The sequence below is a fragment of the Streptomyces sp. ASQP_92 genome (assembly GCF_025399895.1).
In the GTDB taxonomy this organism is placed as follows: domain Bacteria; phylum Actinomycetota; class Actinomycetes; order Streptomycetales; family Streptomycetaceae; genus Streptomyces.
On the sequence record NZ_JAODUA010000006.1, the window covers coordinates 62,023 to 76,078 of the forward strand.

Here is a 14,056-nt window from a genome sequence, read left to right on the forward strand (position 1 = left end):
CGCTCCTCAGCTCCAGTCGGCGGCGGCACGCAGCAGCCATTCCTGCGCCCGCGCGATGTGCGCGAGGCCGAGGGTGCCGGTGCGGGCCGCGAGGAAATAGGTCCGCAGCGGCGGCACCGGGGGGTCGAGGAGCGCCACCACTTCGCCCTGCTCCAGGGCCGTCGCACACAGGTAGCGGGGCAGCACCGCCAAGCCCGCTCCGGCGGCCACCGCGGCCAGGACGGCCCGCAGGTCGGGGGCGATCACCGTGCCCGTGGTGGCGGGCCCGGCGTCGAACACGGCCGCCCAGTACCGCGTCACCAGCGGCAGCGACTCATGGACCTCCACCACCGGGATGGACTCCAGCACCTGGGGGCCGCCGTGGCGCACTGCCCCGGGCCCGAGCCGTGCCGCCCAGCGCACGCCGGCGACCAGTACATGTTCCTCGTCGCACAGCGGGGTCGAGGTCAGCAGCCCGCCGCGCGGTCGGGCGGTGGTGATGACCAGATCGTGGTGGCCGGCGGCCAGGCCCTCCAGCGTCTCCTCCGCGTTGCCGAAGGAGGCCCGCAGCGCGAGGCCCTGGGGGATGAGCGGGGTGAGCGCGGGCAGGGCCCGTACCGCCGTGAACTCCGGGGGGCCCGCCAGGTGGAGCGTCCGCGCCCCCGCTTCCTCGCGGAGGCCGGGCTCGGTGATCTCGACGAGCGCGTCCAGATGCGGCGCGGCCCGCTGGGCCAGTTCGTCGCCGATCGTCGTCGGGGTCACGCCGCGCGCCCTGCGCAGGAAGAGGGGATGGCCCAACTGCCGCTCCAGGGTGCGGATCTGGCTGGTCACCGCGGGCTGGGAGAGTCCGAGCAGCGCCGCGGCCCGGGTGAACGAGCCGGCCCGGTGCACGGTGACGAACGTACGCAGCAGGGCAAGGTCCATGCGGTGCCCTCCCGTCCTGAACTGCCTCGCGACGTCCCCGGCCGGACACAACTATAAATATGTCGATAGGTCTCTGTCGCTACCGTGATTGGACACTGACGCACAGTCAACTAGCCTTGGCCAGGCGGTTCTTCGTACGCGGGAACCGGGGCGGTCCGAGCCACGAGGGGGGAGGCTCGGACCGCCCGTCCTACGGAGATGACGCGCTCCGCGTCGAGATCACGAGGCCGCACCCGCCTCGTCCAGGGCGCGTTCCACGTCCGCGATCAGATCGGGGGCGTCCTCGGCGCCGACCGAGAAGCGGATGAAGCCCTCGGCCACCGCGTCGCCTCCCCAGCGGCCCCGCCGTTCGGCGGTGGAGCGGACGCCGCCGAAACTCGTGGCGTCGTCCACCAGACGCAGCGCTTCCAGGAACCGTTCGGCGAAGGCGCGGTCGGGAAGGTCGAAGGAGATCACGCAGCCGAAGCGGCGCATCTGCGCCGAGGCCAGCCGGTGCGAGGGATCCGAGGGCAGGCCCGGGTAGCGCAGTCCCGTCACCTCGTCGCGCTCGGCCAGCGCTTCGGCGAGGGCGAGGGCGTTGGCGGCCTGCCGGTCCGTGCGCAGGTGCAGGGTCGCGAGGGAGCGGTGCGCGAGCCAGGCCTCCATCGGCCCCGGGATCGCCCCCACGACCTTGCGCCACGTGCGTACCCGCGCGGCGAGCCGGGGGTCGCGGCACACCACATAGCCGAGCAGCAGATCGCCGTGGCCGGTCAGGCCCTTGGTGCCGCTGGCGACCGCGAAGTCCGCGCCGAGTTCGAGGGGGCGCTGCCCGAGCGGGGTGGCCAGAGTGTTGTCGACGGCCACGAGCGCGCCCGCTTCGTGTGCGGCCCGCGCCAACCGGCGTACGTCGCACACATCGAGACCGGGATTGGACGGTGTCTCGATCCACAGCAGCCGCGCGCCGTCGAGGTGCGCCAGTTGGGCATCCCCCGCGGTCGGCGCGGTGCGCACCTCGATGCCGTACGCCTCCAACTGCTCACGGACCAGCGGCAGGGCCTGGTAACCGTCGTCCGGCAGGACCACGGTGTCCCCGGAGCGCGCCTGGGAGAGCAGGACCGCCGAGATCGCCGCCATCCCGGAGGCGAAGACGACGGCCTCGGCGCTCTCGTCGGGGGACTCGAGTTCGGCTATCGCCCGTTCCAGATGGGTCCATGTCGGGTTGGTGTCACGACCGTAGGTGTAGGGGCCGGTCGCCTCGCCGGGCAGGTGGAAGTGGGCGGCGAACACCGGCCCGGGCAGGGTGGGTTCGTAGGCCACCGGCGCGGGAATCCCGGCGCGTACGGATCGAGTGCCGTCACCTGTCATTGCCACATGCTCCATTCATCGCGGGGGGCGTCGAGCCGTCCCTGGTACGCCGTGTTCGCCAGGGAAACGCCACAGAAAGGGTCGGCGCTCAGTCGTTGTCGTCGGGCAGGACGATGTGCATCGCCCAGGACACGACCGAGATGATCAGGGCGCCCACCACGGCGGTCCAGAAGCCCTCGACGTGGAAGCTGAGATCGAGCTTGTCGGCCAGCCAGGAGGTCAGCAGCAGCATCAGGGCGTTGACCACCAGCGTGATCAGCCCGAGCGTCAGGATGAAAAGGGGGAACGACAGGAGCTTGACCACGGGCTTCACGACGAAGTTCACGACGCCGAAGACCAGCGCGACCAGAATCAGCGTCAGCGCCTTCTTGGCGGTGCTCTCACCAGTCAGGGTGATGTTCTTCACCAGCCAGATGGCCACGGCCAGGGCGGCCGCGTTGGCGATCGTCTTGACTACGAAATTCTTCATGGGTCTGATCGTGGCAGACCGGATCGGCACGAGCGCAGGGGCAGACGGCGATGAAAGATTTCCGACTCGACGAGCTGGAGGCGGAGCGGGCCGCCAACGACGGCGCGTATCTGCAGTTCCTACGGGAGCGAAACATGTCGGCGGGGTTGTACGCACTCGACGCGGGGGCGCACGACCCGCAGTCCCCGCACGCCCAGGACGAGATCTACTTCGTGGTCAGCGGCCGCGCGTCGATCACCGTGGGTCTGGAGACGACACAGGTCGCGCGGGGGAGCGTGGTCTATGTGCCGGCCGGGGTGGCGCACAAGTTCCACCACATCGTCGAGGATCTGAGGGTTCTGGTGGTCTTCTCTCCGCCTGAGAGCTGAGGGTCGCCCCCGGTTCTCCCTAGGGGTTCGGTCAGGGGAGTTCAAGGGCTGCGAGGGCCCCGCCCGGCCCCCTCTCCCGCCTAGCATCGAGGGTGTCGAAAGCGCACAACTGGTGAACTGACGGAAAGAGGTAGGGACGATGGCGGCTCGGGAGATATTCGCGGGGATGCCCTGGTGGGTGAAGTGGGTCGCCGTGCCGGTCATCGCCCTGGTGGTGTTCGGCGGTGTGATCGCGAGCGTGATCGGGTTCCTGTTCGGGCTGCTCTTCAAGATCCTGGTCTTCGTGGCCCTGGTCGGCGGTCTGATCTACCTGGTGCGGAGGTTCATGTCCTCCTCGTCCTCCTCGCGCGGCGACTGGTAGCCGGACCCGGGCGGAACACGACCTTCCGCCCGGGGTCGTGGCAGCCGCCGGCGAGCCCGTACCGGTGCGGCGAGCCACGTCAGGGGCGTACGGGCATTAGCCCGGCCGGGGGAACGGACCTGGCCGAGCCCCTTTCGTCCGCGGAGCCGCCATTAGAGTGGCCAGTCTCTGCCGCCCCCTGGGAACCACGGGTCCTGATCGATCCCGACCGCCGGTCCGACCGGCCCGTGCCGCCGCCCCCGGGGGTCGCGGCGGGCGCGCGGGGGCGGCCCCCGCGGGCGGGCGCGTTGCCCGTCAGCACGCCTGGGGGTGACCTGTGGCCAAGGCTTCGAACGGCGCCGTCCCTACCCTGATCGGCTCGGTCCAGCGCGCCCTGCGTCTGCTCGAGGCCGTGGGGTCCCACATGGACGGCGCTCCCGCCAAACAGCTGGCGCGCGAGGCGGGGTTGCCGCTGCCCACCGCCTACCACCTGCTGCGGACCCTGACCCACGAGGGCTATCTGCGGCGCGAGCACGGGGTGTTCGTCTTCGGGCCCGCGGTCGAGCGGCTGGCCGTTGGCGGGGCACTGCAGAATCGTCGCAGCAAGATCGCCAACTCAATGGCCCGCTGGCGGGACTCCCTCGGGGTGCCCATCTACTTCGCCGTCTACCGCGAAGGCGAGATCGAGATCGCCGGGGTCGCCGACACGCCCGAGGCGCCCGCCGTCGAGGAATGGGCCGACTTCCGTGAGACCGGGCATGCCCACGCAATCGGTCAGTGCCTGCTCAGCCAGCTCGACGAGCGCACCCGCGAGGACTATCTGGACCGGCATCCGGTCCAGGCCATCACGCCTTACACGGTGCGGGACCGCCGCGCTCTGACGGAACGCCTCGCGACTACGCAGCGTATGCAACCGGTGGTCGAGAGGCAGGAATACGCCCTGGGAACGGTTTGCGCCGCGATCCCCGTCAGAGCTGGCTCCAGCGTCGCCACCGTGGCCATTTCCGTACCCCTTCACCAGCAAGAACGGCTCCTTCCGACCATCGAGCGACTCCGTGGCGAGGTGGCGGTTCTGTTCGGCTCCCCGGCGCTCTCTATCAGTATCTGAAATATCACTCCTTGTGATCTGCTAGCGCTTACAGCACGATGGCGTCAAGAAGGCCAACGGGGATCATTCCTGGCCAAGTTCGGCTAAAGCGGGGTACGTGCGATGCGTGAATCGGTTCAGGCAGAAGTGATGATGAGCTTCCTCGTCTCCGAGGAACTCTCCTTCCGGATCCCGGTGGAGCTGACGTACGAGGCGACGGATCCCTATGCGGTGCGCATGACCTTCCATCTGCCCGGTGACGCGCCGGTCACCTGGGCCTTCGGCCGGGAGCTCCTGCTCGACGGCATCAATGTGGCGACCGGCGACGGCGATGTGCGGATCGAGCCCACCCACCCCGAGGAGCTCTGCGACGTACGCATCAGACTCCAAGTCGGCGACGACCGCGCCCTGTTCCGGTCCGGAGCGGCGCCGCTCGTGGCGTTCCTCGACCGGACCGACAAGCTCGTACCGCTCGGGCAGGAGTGGACGCTGGGCGACTTCGACGAACACTTGGAGGACGCGCTCGGGCGCATCCTCGCCGAGGAGAACGCGGGCTGATCCGCTGCCTGTTGGGGGCGCCCGCTACTTCTTGCGGCGGCGGCCGCCCCCGCCGCGTCCCGCACCCACGCGGGACGCGGGGCGGCTCCCCGTGCCCGACCGGTCCGCCGACACCACCAGCGCCGCCAGCGCCGTGGTCAGCGGCACCGAGGCGACCAGGCCGATCGAACCGACCAGGGTGCGGACGATCTCCTCGGCGACCAGCTCGCTGTTGGCCACCGTGCCCACGCTGCTCTGCGCGATCGAGAACAGCAGCAGCAGGGGCAGGGCGGCGCCCGCGTAAGCCAGCACCAGGGTGTTCACCACCGAGGCGATGTGGTCGCGGCCGATCCGGATGCCCGCCCGGTACAGGCCGCGCGGGCCCATCGTCGGATTCGCCTCGTGGAGCTCCCACACGGCGGACGTCTGCGTCACCGTCACATCGTCGAGCACGCCGAGCGAACCGATGATGACGCCGGCGAGCAGCAGGCCGGACATGTCGATGTTCGGGTAGAGGCCGTGGATGAGACCGGTGTTGTCGTCGGTGTTGCCGGTGAGCGCGGCCCAGCCGATGAAGAGCGAACCGAGCAGCCCGATCAGCATCAGCGAGACGAGCGTGCCGAGGACGGCGACGGAGGTGCGCGCGGACAGACCGTGGCACATGTAGAGCGCGATCAGCATGATGGCGCTCGCCCCGACCACCGCCACAAGCAGCGGGTTGGAGCCCTGGAGTACCGCCGGAAGGATGAAGAGGGTCAGCACGGCGAAGGAGACCACCAGGGCGACCAGCGCCATCACACCGCGCAGCCGGCCCACGACCACGACGGCGAGCGCGAAGATCCCGGCGAGCAGCGCCATCGGGAACCGGCGGTTCACATCGGTCACCGAATACTGCAGGTCATGGGGGGCGTCCGGGGCGTACGCGACGATCACGTCCTGGCCCGCGTGGAGTTGGCGGGGCGAGTCGGGCTGAACGATCTCGGTGAAGGTACGGCCCTTCTCCTTGCCCGAGGTGACCTCGACCGTGGCCTTGCCGCAGGGCTTTCGCGGCGCGTTCCTCGCCTGCTGGCTCTCGGCGGTGGAGGTGTCGCCATTCGACGGGGCCTGACCGGCATTGACCGACTTGCAGTCCACTTTGTCCACCGTGACGACCCTGGCCTGCTGGGTCTGGCGGTCGAAGCCGACGCCCGAGCGCTGGTGCGGCGGGGCGCCCCCCGGCCAGAGCACCACCAGACCCACAAGTACCGCTGTGGAGAAAGGAATCAGCACGGCGGCGATCACCTTGCGGAGGTGCTTGGAGACGGGTGCGGCCGGGCCGTGCGCATGCGAGTGGCCGTGCCCGTGGCCGTGTCCACCGTGCTGGTGCGGAGGGTGCGGTTCTGGTGAGGTCACCGCCTGATCATCGCAAGAACACAGGGGGCCCTCTGTTCAGCGCGCCAGGGATGACGCTAGCGTGGTGACACCTTTGCACACGCGGGAGCTCGGAGCACCGGGCTGAGAGGGCGCTGACAACCGTACGAACCGTACGGAAAAGGCTGCGCCGACCGCCGAACCTGTTACCGGGTAATGCCGGCGTAGGGAGTAGGTCTCATGACCGTTCAGGACGCACGCACGCCTGCCTCCAGCACTGAGGAGAGCGGGAAGTCCATCGGCTGGCACAAGGGGTACGTGGAGGGTTCGCGCCCCGATCTCAAGGTGCCGGTCCGCCAGGTGCACCTCACCAACGGCAAGGCCGTGACGCTGTACGACACGTCCGGCCCGTACACCGATCCGAACGTCGAGACCGACGTCCGGCGCGGTCTCGCCCCGCTCCGGGAGAACTGGATCATCGGGCGGGGAGACACCGAGGAGTACGCGGGCCGCCCGGTCCGCCCCGAGGACGACGGGATCAAGCACACTTCGCCGCGCGGGGGTCTGAAGAACCTCGACGCGGTCTTCCCGGGCCGCCCGCGCCAGCCCCGCCGCGGCCGCGGCGGCCAGGCCGTCAGCCAGCTCGCCTACGCGCGGCGCGGCGAGATCACCCCGGAGATGGAGTACGTCGCGATCCGCGAGAACGTCTCCCCCGAGGTCGTCCGCGAGGAGATCGCGGCGGGCCGCGCCGTGCTGCCTGCCAACATCAATCACCCCGAGATCGAGCCGATGATCATCGGCAAGCGGTTCCTGGTGAAGGTCAACGCCAACATCGGGAACTCCGCGGTCACCTCCTCCATTGAGGAGGAGGTCGACAAGATGACCTGGGCCACCCAGTGGGGCGCCGACACGGTCATGGACCTCTCCACGGGCCGCAACATCCACACCACCCGCGAGTGGGTGCTGCGCAACTCCCCCGTCCCGATCGGCACGGTGCCGCTGTACCAGGCGCTGGAGAAGGTCGACGGCCGGGCCGAGGAACTGACCTGGGACATCTACAAGGACACGGTCATCGAGCAGGCCGAGCAGGGCGTCGACTACATGACGGTCCACGCCGGCGTGCTGCTGCGCTATGTGCCGCTGACCGCCCGCCGCAAGACCGGCATCGTCTCGCGCGGCGGCTCGATCATGGCGGCCTGGTGCCTGGCGCACCACAAGGAATCGTTCCTGTACGAGAACTTCGAGGAGCTCTGCGAGATCCTCGCGTCGTACGACGTGACGTACTCGCTCGGCGACGGGCTGCGCCCCGGCTCCATCGCGGACGCCAACGACGAGGCGCAGTTCGCGGAGTTGCGCACGCTCGGGGAACTCAACACGATCGCCAAGCGTCACAACGTACAGACGATGATCGAGGGCCCGGGACACGTCCCGATGCACAAGATCAAGGAGAACATCGACCTCCAGCAGGAGATCTGCGAAGAGGCCCCGTTCTACACCCTGGGGCCGCTGACCACCGATGTGGCGCCCGCCTACGACCACATCACCTCCGGCATCGGTGCGGCGATGATCGCCTGGTGGGGCACCGCGATGCTCTGCTACGTCACGCCCAAGGAGCACCTCGGCCTGCCCAACCGTGACGACGTGAAGACCGGCGTCATCACGTACAAGATCGCCGCCCACGCGGCGGACCTGGCCAAGGGGCACCCGGGCGCGCAGGAGTGGGACGACGCGCTCTCGGACGCCCGGTTCGAGTTCCGCTGGGAGGACCAGTTCAACCTGGCCCTCGACCCGGACACCGCCCGGGAGTTCCACGACGAGACGCTGCCCGCGGAGCCGGCCAAGACCGCGCACTTCTGCTCGATGTGCGGTCCGAAGTTCTGCTCGATGAAGATCTCCCAGGACATCCGGCGCGAGCACGGCGGCGACCTGAAGACCGACGAGATCGAGGCCGGAATGGCGGAGAAGTCACGGGAGTTCGCGGACGCGGGCAACCGGGTCTATCTGCCGATCGCCGACTGAGGCGATGCGCTTCGGGCGCTGCCCCGGGGGCCGATGGCTCCGGGAGCGGCGCCCGCCGGGGTCGGCTCAGTCCGGCTGGTGCTCGGGGCCCCCGAAGTCGGGGCTGGTGAAGTCCGGGCTGGTGAAGCTCGGGTGGTTGGCGGGGGAGCCACCCTGGTCAGGGCTGTCGAAGCCCGGCCGGTCGTAGCCGAGGGTGGGCATGCGGCCCATCGGGCGCCGCGGCGCGGGGGCGCCGGGGTCGACGCTCGGATCGGCGAGCGCGTCGCGCAGGAAGGGGTAGATGCCGCGTTCCAACAGGGCGTGGCGCCAGGCCTCGCGGGCGCGGGCGAGCTCCTGGGTGCGCTCGTCGGGGGCGTCCGCCTCGTCGGCCTCGTCGATGGCCACCACCTGCGTCGCGCCGTTGCGCACCGCCGTGATCAGCAGCCCGACGGCGGCGGCGAGGATCGCGGCGGCGGTCAGCGCGCCGAAGAACCAGCCGGCGGTCAGCATGGTGTCGGCGAAGGCGGGCTGCGGCTTGAGCATCTTCAGGATGTAGCCGACCAGCAGGAATATCACGGCCGCGGTACCCGCGAGCACCGGCGCGAGGACGGCGACGACGGCGCCGGCGCCCGCACCGGCGGGCTCGAGGGCACCGCCGGAGATGAGGGCCGATTCGTGGGCCCCGGCGGCGGCGTGCGCGCGCAGCTCTTCGCGCGTCGTGACGTAGTACTCGTACTCGGCGGCCGCCCGGTCGGTCACGAACGTACCGGCGGAGAGCACCATGGTGCGGAGCTGCACGGCGTTGAGGCGCTCGCCGATACCGGACAGCTCGGGCCGTTCATGCGCGGTGCGCAGTGCCTCGTCGAGAATCCGCTCGAACTCCGGGCGGTCCTCGCTGAGCAGGTGCGGAGCGCTGTTCATGTGCATCCCCCGATGCTCCGTAGGGCCGTAAGCCCGCCTGATGAACGGGAAGTTGGCGGAAACGGAGGAGAGCCTGCTACGGATAAGCCGATGGTAGAGCCGCTACGGCACGCGGTGACAGGGTGTTTCCGGAAATGGCATACCCGGCGCTGCGGGGAAGCCTTTCCCGGTCAACCCTCAGCCATGCAGCGGGAGTTGCTGGACCAGCAGCTTTCCGGCCATGGTCACGCCGCCGTCCATGGCGATGGCGAGACCGTCGGCGTACACATGGGGACCCTCGACCACTGGCCGCGCGTCCTCCTCGCCGTCCTCGGTGCCCACCTCGCCCAGCAGATACGGAATGGGGCTGTGGCCGTGCACCACCCGTCCGCCGCCGTACGCGGAGAGCAGCTCGCGGGCGGCCTGCGGCCCCGATTCGTCGCGGAAGGCGAAGCGTCTGGTGAACTTGCGGAACAGGTCCCAGCACTCGTCGGCGTCATTGCGGTTGAGGATGGCGTGGACGGTGTCGTTGACCGCCTCGATGGAGTCGCCGTACTCCAGATAGGCGGTCGTGTCCGAGTGCATGAGCAGGTGGTCGTCCTCCCGCTCGATCGCGTCGAGCCGCGACATCCACTGCAGGTGTACGTCCTGGAGCCGGTCCATGTCGGCCTTCTGGCCGCCGTTGAGCAGCCAGGCGGCCTGGAAGGTGGCGGTGCCCGCACCGGAGTTGACCGGGGTGTCGGCGAACCGCTTGGCGCCGAGCAGCAGCAGCTCGTGGTTGCCCATGAGGGCCTTGCAGTAGCCGCCGGCGGCCGCGGCCTCGGCGGAGAGCCGCATGACCAGGTCGATCACGCCGATGCCGTCGGGGCCCCGGTCGGTGAAGTCGCCGAGGAACCACAGGCGGGCGGTGCCCGCGGCCCAGTTCCCGGATTCGTCGATGAGGCCCTGCTCGCGCAGGGCGGCCAGGAGTTCGTCGAGGTAGCCGTGGACGTCACCGACCACATACAGCGGGCCGGGGCCCTCGGGCGCCTCGGGGGCGACGGGCTCGACCGTGGGCAGCCTGACCGTGTCACCGCGCTGGATCACGGGGAGGTCGCGTGCCGTCGGGGTGTAGCCCTCGGGGGGCTCATCATCCGAATAGGTGGTCGTGCCGGGTGCCGGAGCGGGCGCGGCGGGCGCTTCCGGGTGGCCGGAGGGCGGCTCCTGATGGAACAGCGGCACCGCCTGCGCCGGTGGTGCGCCGGGTTCCTCCGGCGGTGGCACGGGGGTCTGTTGCGCGTACGGCGGCACCCGGAAGTCACGCAACGTCGCCGTCCGCACGGGTCCCTGACCGGCCCCCTGAGTCATCGACCCCTCCACCACCGTCGCACCGCCGTACACCGTGGGAGCCGCCAGGTCGGGCGGAGATCCGTGGTGTCGTGCGCCCATCATAGGAATGCGCCTCATGCTGTGTGACGCACCAGGGGTGGTCAATCCGGGTGCGAGCGACGTTCGTGGGTGGTTATGTCCCCAATGTGGTGTTCCAGACCGGGCCGGACTCCGCTGTTCATGTGGGCCCGGGTCGAGCGCCGGGCGGTCGGGGAGGCCGCCCGGCGGGAGTTCACTCCTTGTTGGGGCCCGGCTGGTTGCCCTTGGCCGGTGAGCGCGGAGGGCTGACCGTGGTGCGCGGAGGCCGTCGCTGGGACGAGGTGCGCACGATCAGTTCGGTCGGTATCACCTGCTCGATCGGCTGGCCGTTGTCGATCCCTTCGATCGCGTCGATGAGCAACTGGACGACGGCCGTGCCGATGCGCCGCGGTTTGAGCGAGAGCGTGGTGATGGGCGGTTCGGTGGTGGCGTACACGGTGGACTCGCTACAGCACACCAGGAGCAGGTCCTCGGGTACGCGCATCCCGTAGCGCCGGGCGGCCGCGAGCAGGTCGGTGCCGTTGGGGTCGAAGAGGCCGTAGACGGCGTCGGGCCGGTCCGGGCGGGCGAGCAGCCGGTCGGCTGCGACGGCGCCCGCGCAGGGGTCGTGGGCCGGGTAGGACTCGTACACGGGGTCCTGGCCGACGCGTTCGCACCAGGTCAGATAGGCCTCGGTGGAAAGGCGGGTGTAGGTGTCGGTGGTGGTTCCGGTGAGCAGTCCGATCCGGCGGGCGCCGGCCGCGGCGAGGTGGTCGAGCAGGTCGAGTACGGCGGCCTCGTGGTCGTTGTCCACCCAGGCCGTGACGGGCAGGCTGCCCGCCGGGCGGCCGTCGGAGACGACCGGGATGCCTTGGCGTACGAGTTCGGTGACCACGGGGTCCTGGTCGGAGGGGTCGATGACGACGGTGCCGTCGAGGGCGACGTTCGACCAGACGTCCGCCGGACTGCGGCGTGAGGTGGCGGGCAGGATGACGAGGGCGTAGCCGCGGGCCAGCGCGGCGGAGGTCGCGGCTCTGGCCATTTCCGCGAAGTACGCGAATTCGGTGAAGGTGAAAGGTTCATCCCCGTAGGTCGTCACGGTCAGGCCGATGAGGCCGGACTTGCCGGTACGGAGCGTGCGGGCCGCTGCGGATGGGCGGTAGCCCAGCCGGTCTGCGACCTCGCGGACGTGGCGGCGGGTGGCGTCGGGGAGCCGGCCCTTGCCGTTGAGCGCGTCTGAGACGGTCGTGATGGAGACACCGGCGGCGGCGGCCACGTCCCGAATGCCCGCCCGCCCCAGCCGGCGACCGGTCGACCGGCTCACCTGGTGCTTCCCTGCTGCTGTCATGGCGAGCCGATAGTAGGGCGATGACGGGTGGTTGGCCCGGGTGCATATGCACGCGTTGACAGGCACGATTCTGCATGATCATCAGACGGCAATTGCCTTGCTATGCAAGGGAGTTGGGCGATCCAGCGTTGCAGTGGCGCTTGTCGAGCCGTGGGCCGCTGCCAACTGTCCGATGTTTCGAAGAGGTCTCAACTCACCTTCACGGGTGATGCGCGCCACGGCGCGAGCCACCGGCGCGCGCCAGGTACAGGAACGCTCCCCCCTCCTCGCGCGCCCGCCGAGAACCGGTCTCCGTCCCCTATTCGCAGGGGAGCCGAATCCTCATAAGGTGAGGAGTATTGGATGTGTGCGGAGCTGTCCGCGACGGCGTGCCCAGTTTCTGTACGGAACGGTCGAGGAGGACCTGCGGTGAGCGAGACGAGCCCCAAGCTGCGCCCCGAGCTGGACGGCATCCCCACCTACAAGCCCGGCAAGCCGGCGGCCTCCGACGGGCCCGTCGCCTTCAAGCTGTCCTCGAACGAGAACCCCTACCCGCCGCTCCCGGGTGTGATGGAGAGCGCGGTCGCGGCCGCGGGGAACTTCAACCGGTACCCGGACATGGCCTGCACGGGGCTGATGAACGAGCTCTCCGAGCGGTTCGGGGTGCCTCTGGGGCACCTGGCCACCGGCACCGGCTCGGTGGGGGTGGCCCAGTCGCTGGTCCAGTCCACCTCCGGGCCCGGTGACGAGGTCATGTACGCCTGGCGGTCCTTCGAGGCGTACCCGATCATCACCCAGATCAGTGGAGCCACCTCCGTCCGCGTGCCGCTGACGCCGGGCGATGTGCACGACCTCGACGCCATGGCGGACGCGATCACCGACCGGACCCGGTTGATCTTCGTCTGCAACCCGAACAACCCGACCGGCACCGTGGTGCGCCGGGCCGAGCTGGAACGGTTCCTCGACCGGGTGCCCTCGGATGTCCTGGTGGTGCTCGACGAGGCGTACCGGGAGTTCATCCGCGACACCGAGGTGCCGGACGGCATCCAGATCTACCGGGACCGCCCGAACGTGGCCGTCCTGCGCACCTTCTCCAAGGCGTACGGGCTGGCCGGGCTGCGGGTCGGCTTCGCGGTGGCGCACGAGCCGGTCGCCGCGGCACTGCGCAAGACGGCCGTGCCGTTCGGCGTCAGCCAGCTCGCCCAGGACGCGGCGGTCGCCTCGCTGCGCGCCGAGGACGAACTGATGGGCCGCGTCGGCGCGCTGGTCGGCGAGCGGGAGCGGGTCTACGAGGGCCTGGTGCAGCAGGGCTGGACGGTGCCCGAGACGCAGGCGAACTTCGTCTGGCTGCGCCTCGGGGAGCGCACGGTCGACTTCGCCGCGGCGTGCGAGGCGGCGGGCGTCGTGGTGCGGCCGTTCGCGGGCGAGGGCGTGCGCGTCACGATCGGCGAGGGTGAGGCCAACGACCTGTTCCTCAAGGTCGCGGAGGGCTTCCGCAAGCAGGCCTGATCCGGAGGGCCGGGCGCCTACGGCTCGTCCCGGTGGGCGCTCGGCGCGTTCTCAGAGGGCGTCGACCCGGATCGGGTCGCCGGAGCGGACCGTGGCGAGCTCGCGGGGGTCGCCGTCGAGGCGGCCGAGGACGTTGCACGGGCTCGCGAGCCGGCATTCGTCGCCGCGCGAGATGGGCGTGGGCCCGAACGGCAGCGCGAGCGCGTCGCCGTCGGTCCAGAACGCCACCGTGCCCGGCTCCACCACCTGGCGGGCGTCCGCCTCCCGGGCGGTCGAGACGGGGGTGTCGAAGTAGACCTCCTCGCCCCAGGTGTGGGCGGTGGAGGTGAGGGGGAGCGCCCCTGCGAGCGCCTTGGTCGTGGGGGTTTCCTCGAGCGTCGCGGTGACACTGCCCGCGGGCCATGAGATGCGTATGCGCAGCTGGTTCTCCATGGCGCCGAATTCAACAAGATGTTGAAAGCCTTGGGAAGAGGGTGTCCACGTTCACACCCCTTTACGGGGGACCCCCCTGCCGCACTCGACAGTCCGTACGACATAA

The 14,056-nt window shown here is 70.1% G+C and carries 14 protein-coding genes and 1 riboswitch; of the genes, 6 read left to right on the forward strand and 8 right to left on the reverse strand.

Annotated features, from left to right (window positions below):
• Nucleotides 1-6: 6 nt before the first annotated feature.
• The 3 genes from N4G70_RS16175 to N4G70_RS16185 form a co-directional block, all read right to left on the reverse strand.
• Nucleotides 7-903: a LysR family transcriptional regulator gene (locus N4G70_RS16175; protein WP_261713353.1), complete on the reverse strand. Its 897-nt coding sequence runs from the start codon at nucleotides 901-903 to the stop codon at nucleotides 7-9.
• A 219-nt stretch (nucleotides 904-1,122) separates the two neighbouring features.
• Nucleotides 1,123-2,247 (reverse strand): cystathionine gamma-lyase, encoded by a 1,125-nt coding sequence (locus N4G70_RS16180; protein ID WP_261713354.1) that lies wholly within the window; start codon nucleotides 2,245-2,247, stop codon nucleotides 1,123-1,125.
• A gap of 88 nt (nucleotides 2,248-2,335) precedes the next feature.
• A complete protein-coding gene (locus N4G70_RS16185; protein ID WP_261713355.1) occupies nucleotides 2,336-2,716 on the reverse strand; it encodes a phage holin family protein in 381 nt (126 codons plus the stop codon).
• 50 nt (nucleotides 2,717-2,766) lie between these two features.
• On the opposite strand from N4G70_RS16185, the gene N4G70_RS16190 reads away from it, so the two are divergent.
• The 4 genes from N4G70_RS16190 (at nucleotide 2,767) to N4G70_RS16205 (ending at nucleotide 5,069) form a co-directional block, all read left to right on the forward strand.
• Complete coding sequence (locus N4G70_RS16190) at nucleotides 2,767-3,084, forward strand: cupin domain-containing protein (protein ID WP_261713356.1); 318 nt, start codon at nucleotides 2,767-2,769, stop codon at nucleotides 3,082-3,084.
• Nucleotides 3,085-3,223: 139 nt separating this feature from the next.
• Nucleotides 3,224-3,445, forward strand: a complete 222-nt coding sequence (locus N4G70_RS16195) for a DUF5326 family protein (protein WP_261713357.1) — start codon at nucleotides 3,224-3,226, stop codon at nucleotides 3,443-3,445.
• A gap of 316 nt (nucleotides 3,446-3,761) precedes the next feature.
• On the forward strand, nucleotides 3,762-4,532 hold the full coding sequence (locus tag N4G70_RS16200; protein WP_261713358.1) for an IclR family transcriptional regulator: 771 nt from the start codon (nucleotides 3,762-3,764) through the stop codon (nucleotides 4,530-4,532).
• 102 nt (nucleotides 4,533-4,634) lie between these two features.
• The gene (locus tag N4G70_RS16205) at nucleotides 4,635-5,069 is read left to right on the forward strand and encodes an SsgA family sporulation/cell division regulator (protein ID WP_261713359.1); all 435 of its coding nucleotides are present in this window, start codon (nucleotides 4,635-4,637) and stop codon (nucleotides 5,067-5,069) included.
• Between the two features lie 24 nt (nucleotides 5,070-5,093).
• Here N4G70_RS16205 and N4G70_RS16210 read toward each other — a convergent pair whose 3' ends face one another.
• A complete protein-coding gene (locus N4G70_RS16210; RefSeq protein WP_261713360.1) occupies nucleotides 5,094-6,440 on the reverse strand; it encodes a YibE/F family protein in 1,347 nt (448 codons plus the stop codon).
• A 71-nt stretch (nucleotides 6,441-6,511) separates the two neighbouring features.
• Nucleotides 6,512-6,646, forward strand: a riboswitch (TPP riboswitch).
• On the opposite strand from N4G70_RS16210, the gene thiC reads away from it, so the two are divergent.
• A complete protein-coding gene (thiC, locus tag N4G70_RS16215; protein WP_261713361.1) occupies nucleotides 6,639-8,417 on the forward strand; it encodes a phosphomethylpyrimidine synthase ThiC in 1,779 nt (592 codons plus the stop codon). It overlaps the preceding riboswitch by 8 nt.
• 66 nt (nucleotides 8,418-8,483) lie before the next feature.
• Here thiC and N4G70_RS16220 read toward each other — a convergent pair whose 3' ends face one another.
• The 3 genes from N4G70_RS16220 to N4G70_RS16230 all read right to left on the reverse strand — a co-directional run bounded on the left by N4G70_RS16220 (nucleotide 8,484) and on the right by N4G70_RS16230 (nucleotide 12,030).
• The gene (locus N4G70_RS16220; RefSeq protein WP_261713362.1) at nucleotides 8,484-9,323 is read right to left on the reverse strand and encodes a hypothetical protein; all 840 of its coding nucleotides are present in this window, start codon (nucleotides 9,321-9,323) and stop codon (nucleotides 8,484-8,486) included.
• A 171-nt stretch (nucleotides 9,324-9,494) separates the two neighbouring features.
• Nucleotides 9,495-10,658, reverse strand: coding sequence for a metallophosphoesterase (locus N4G70_RS16225; RefSeq protein ID WP_261713562.1), 1,164 nt, complete (start codon nucleotides 10,656-10,658; stop codon nucleotides 9,495-9,497).
• Nucleotides 10,659-10,896: 238 nt separating this feature from the next.
• Nucleotides 10,897-12,030 (reverse strand): LacI family DNA-binding transcriptional regulator, encoded by a 1,134-nt coding sequence (locus tag N4G70_RS16230; RefSeq protein WP_261713363.1) that lies wholly within the window; start codon nucleotides 12,028-12,030, stop codon nucleotides 10,897-10,899.
• Between the two features lie 408 nt (nucleotides 12,031-12,438).
• Here N4G70_RS16230 and hisC point away from each other — a divergent pair, with 408 nt between their 5' ends.
• Entirely contained in the window at nucleotides 12,439-13,518 is a 1,080-nt protein-coding gene (gene hisC, locus N4G70_RS16235; protein WP_261713364.1) for a histidinol-phosphate transaminase, read from the forward strand.
• A gap of 51 nt (nucleotides 13,519-13,569) precedes the next feature.
• On the opposite strand, the gene N4G70_RS16240 is transcribed toward hisC, so the two are convergent.
• Complete coding sequence (locus N4G70_RS16240; RefSeq protein ID WP_261713365.1) at nucleotides 13,570-13,950, reverse strand: cyclophilin-like fold protein; 381 nt, start codon at nucleotides 13,948-13,950, stop codon at nucleotides 13,570-13,572.
• Between the last annotated feature and the right edge of the window lie 106 nt (nucleotides 13,951-14,056).

Bases quoted from the DNA above. Each gene is read 5' to 3' on its own strand.
- N4G70_RS16175 (WP_261713353.1), bottom strand. From the start codon at position 903: ATGGACCTTGCCCTGCTGCGTACGTTCGTCACCGTGCACCGGGCCGGC.
- thiC (WP_261713361.1), top strand. From the start codon at position 6,639: ATGACCGTTCAGGACGCACGCACGCCTGCCTCCAGCACTGAGGAGAGC.
- N4G70_RS16205 (WP_261713359.1), top strand. From the start codon at position 4,635: ATGCGTGAATCGGTTCAGGCAGAAGTGATGATGAGCTTCCTCGTCTCC.
- N4G70_RS16185 (WP_261713355.1), bottom strand. From the start codon at position 2,716: ATGAAGAATTTCGTAGTCAAGACGATCGCCAACGCGGCCGCCCTGGCC.
- N4G70_RS16220 (WP_261713362.1), bottom strand. From the start codon at position 9,323: ATGCACATGAACAGCGCTCCGCACCTGCTCAGCGAGGACCGCCCGGAG.
- N4G70_RS16195 (WP_261713357.1), top strand. From the start codon at position 3,224: ATGGCGGCTCGGGAGATATTCGCGGGGATGCCCTGGTGGGTGAAGTGG.
- N4G70_RS16230 (WP_261713363.1), bottom strand. From the start codon at position 12,030: ATGACAGCAGCAGGGAAGCACCAGGTGAGCCGGTCGACCGGTCGCCGG.
- N4G70_RS16180 (WP_261713354.1), bottom strand. From the start codon at position 2,247: ATGACAGGTGACGGCACTCGATCCGTACGCGCCGGGATTCCCGCGCCG.
- N4G70_RS16190 (WP_261713356.1), top strand. From the start codon at position 2,767: ATGAAAGATTTCCGACTCGACGAGCTGGAGGCGGAGCGGGCCGCCAAC.
- N4G70_RS16240 (WP_261713365.1), bottom strand. From the start codon at position 13,950: ATGGAGAACCAGCTGCGCATACGCATCTCATGGCCCGCGGGCAGTGTC.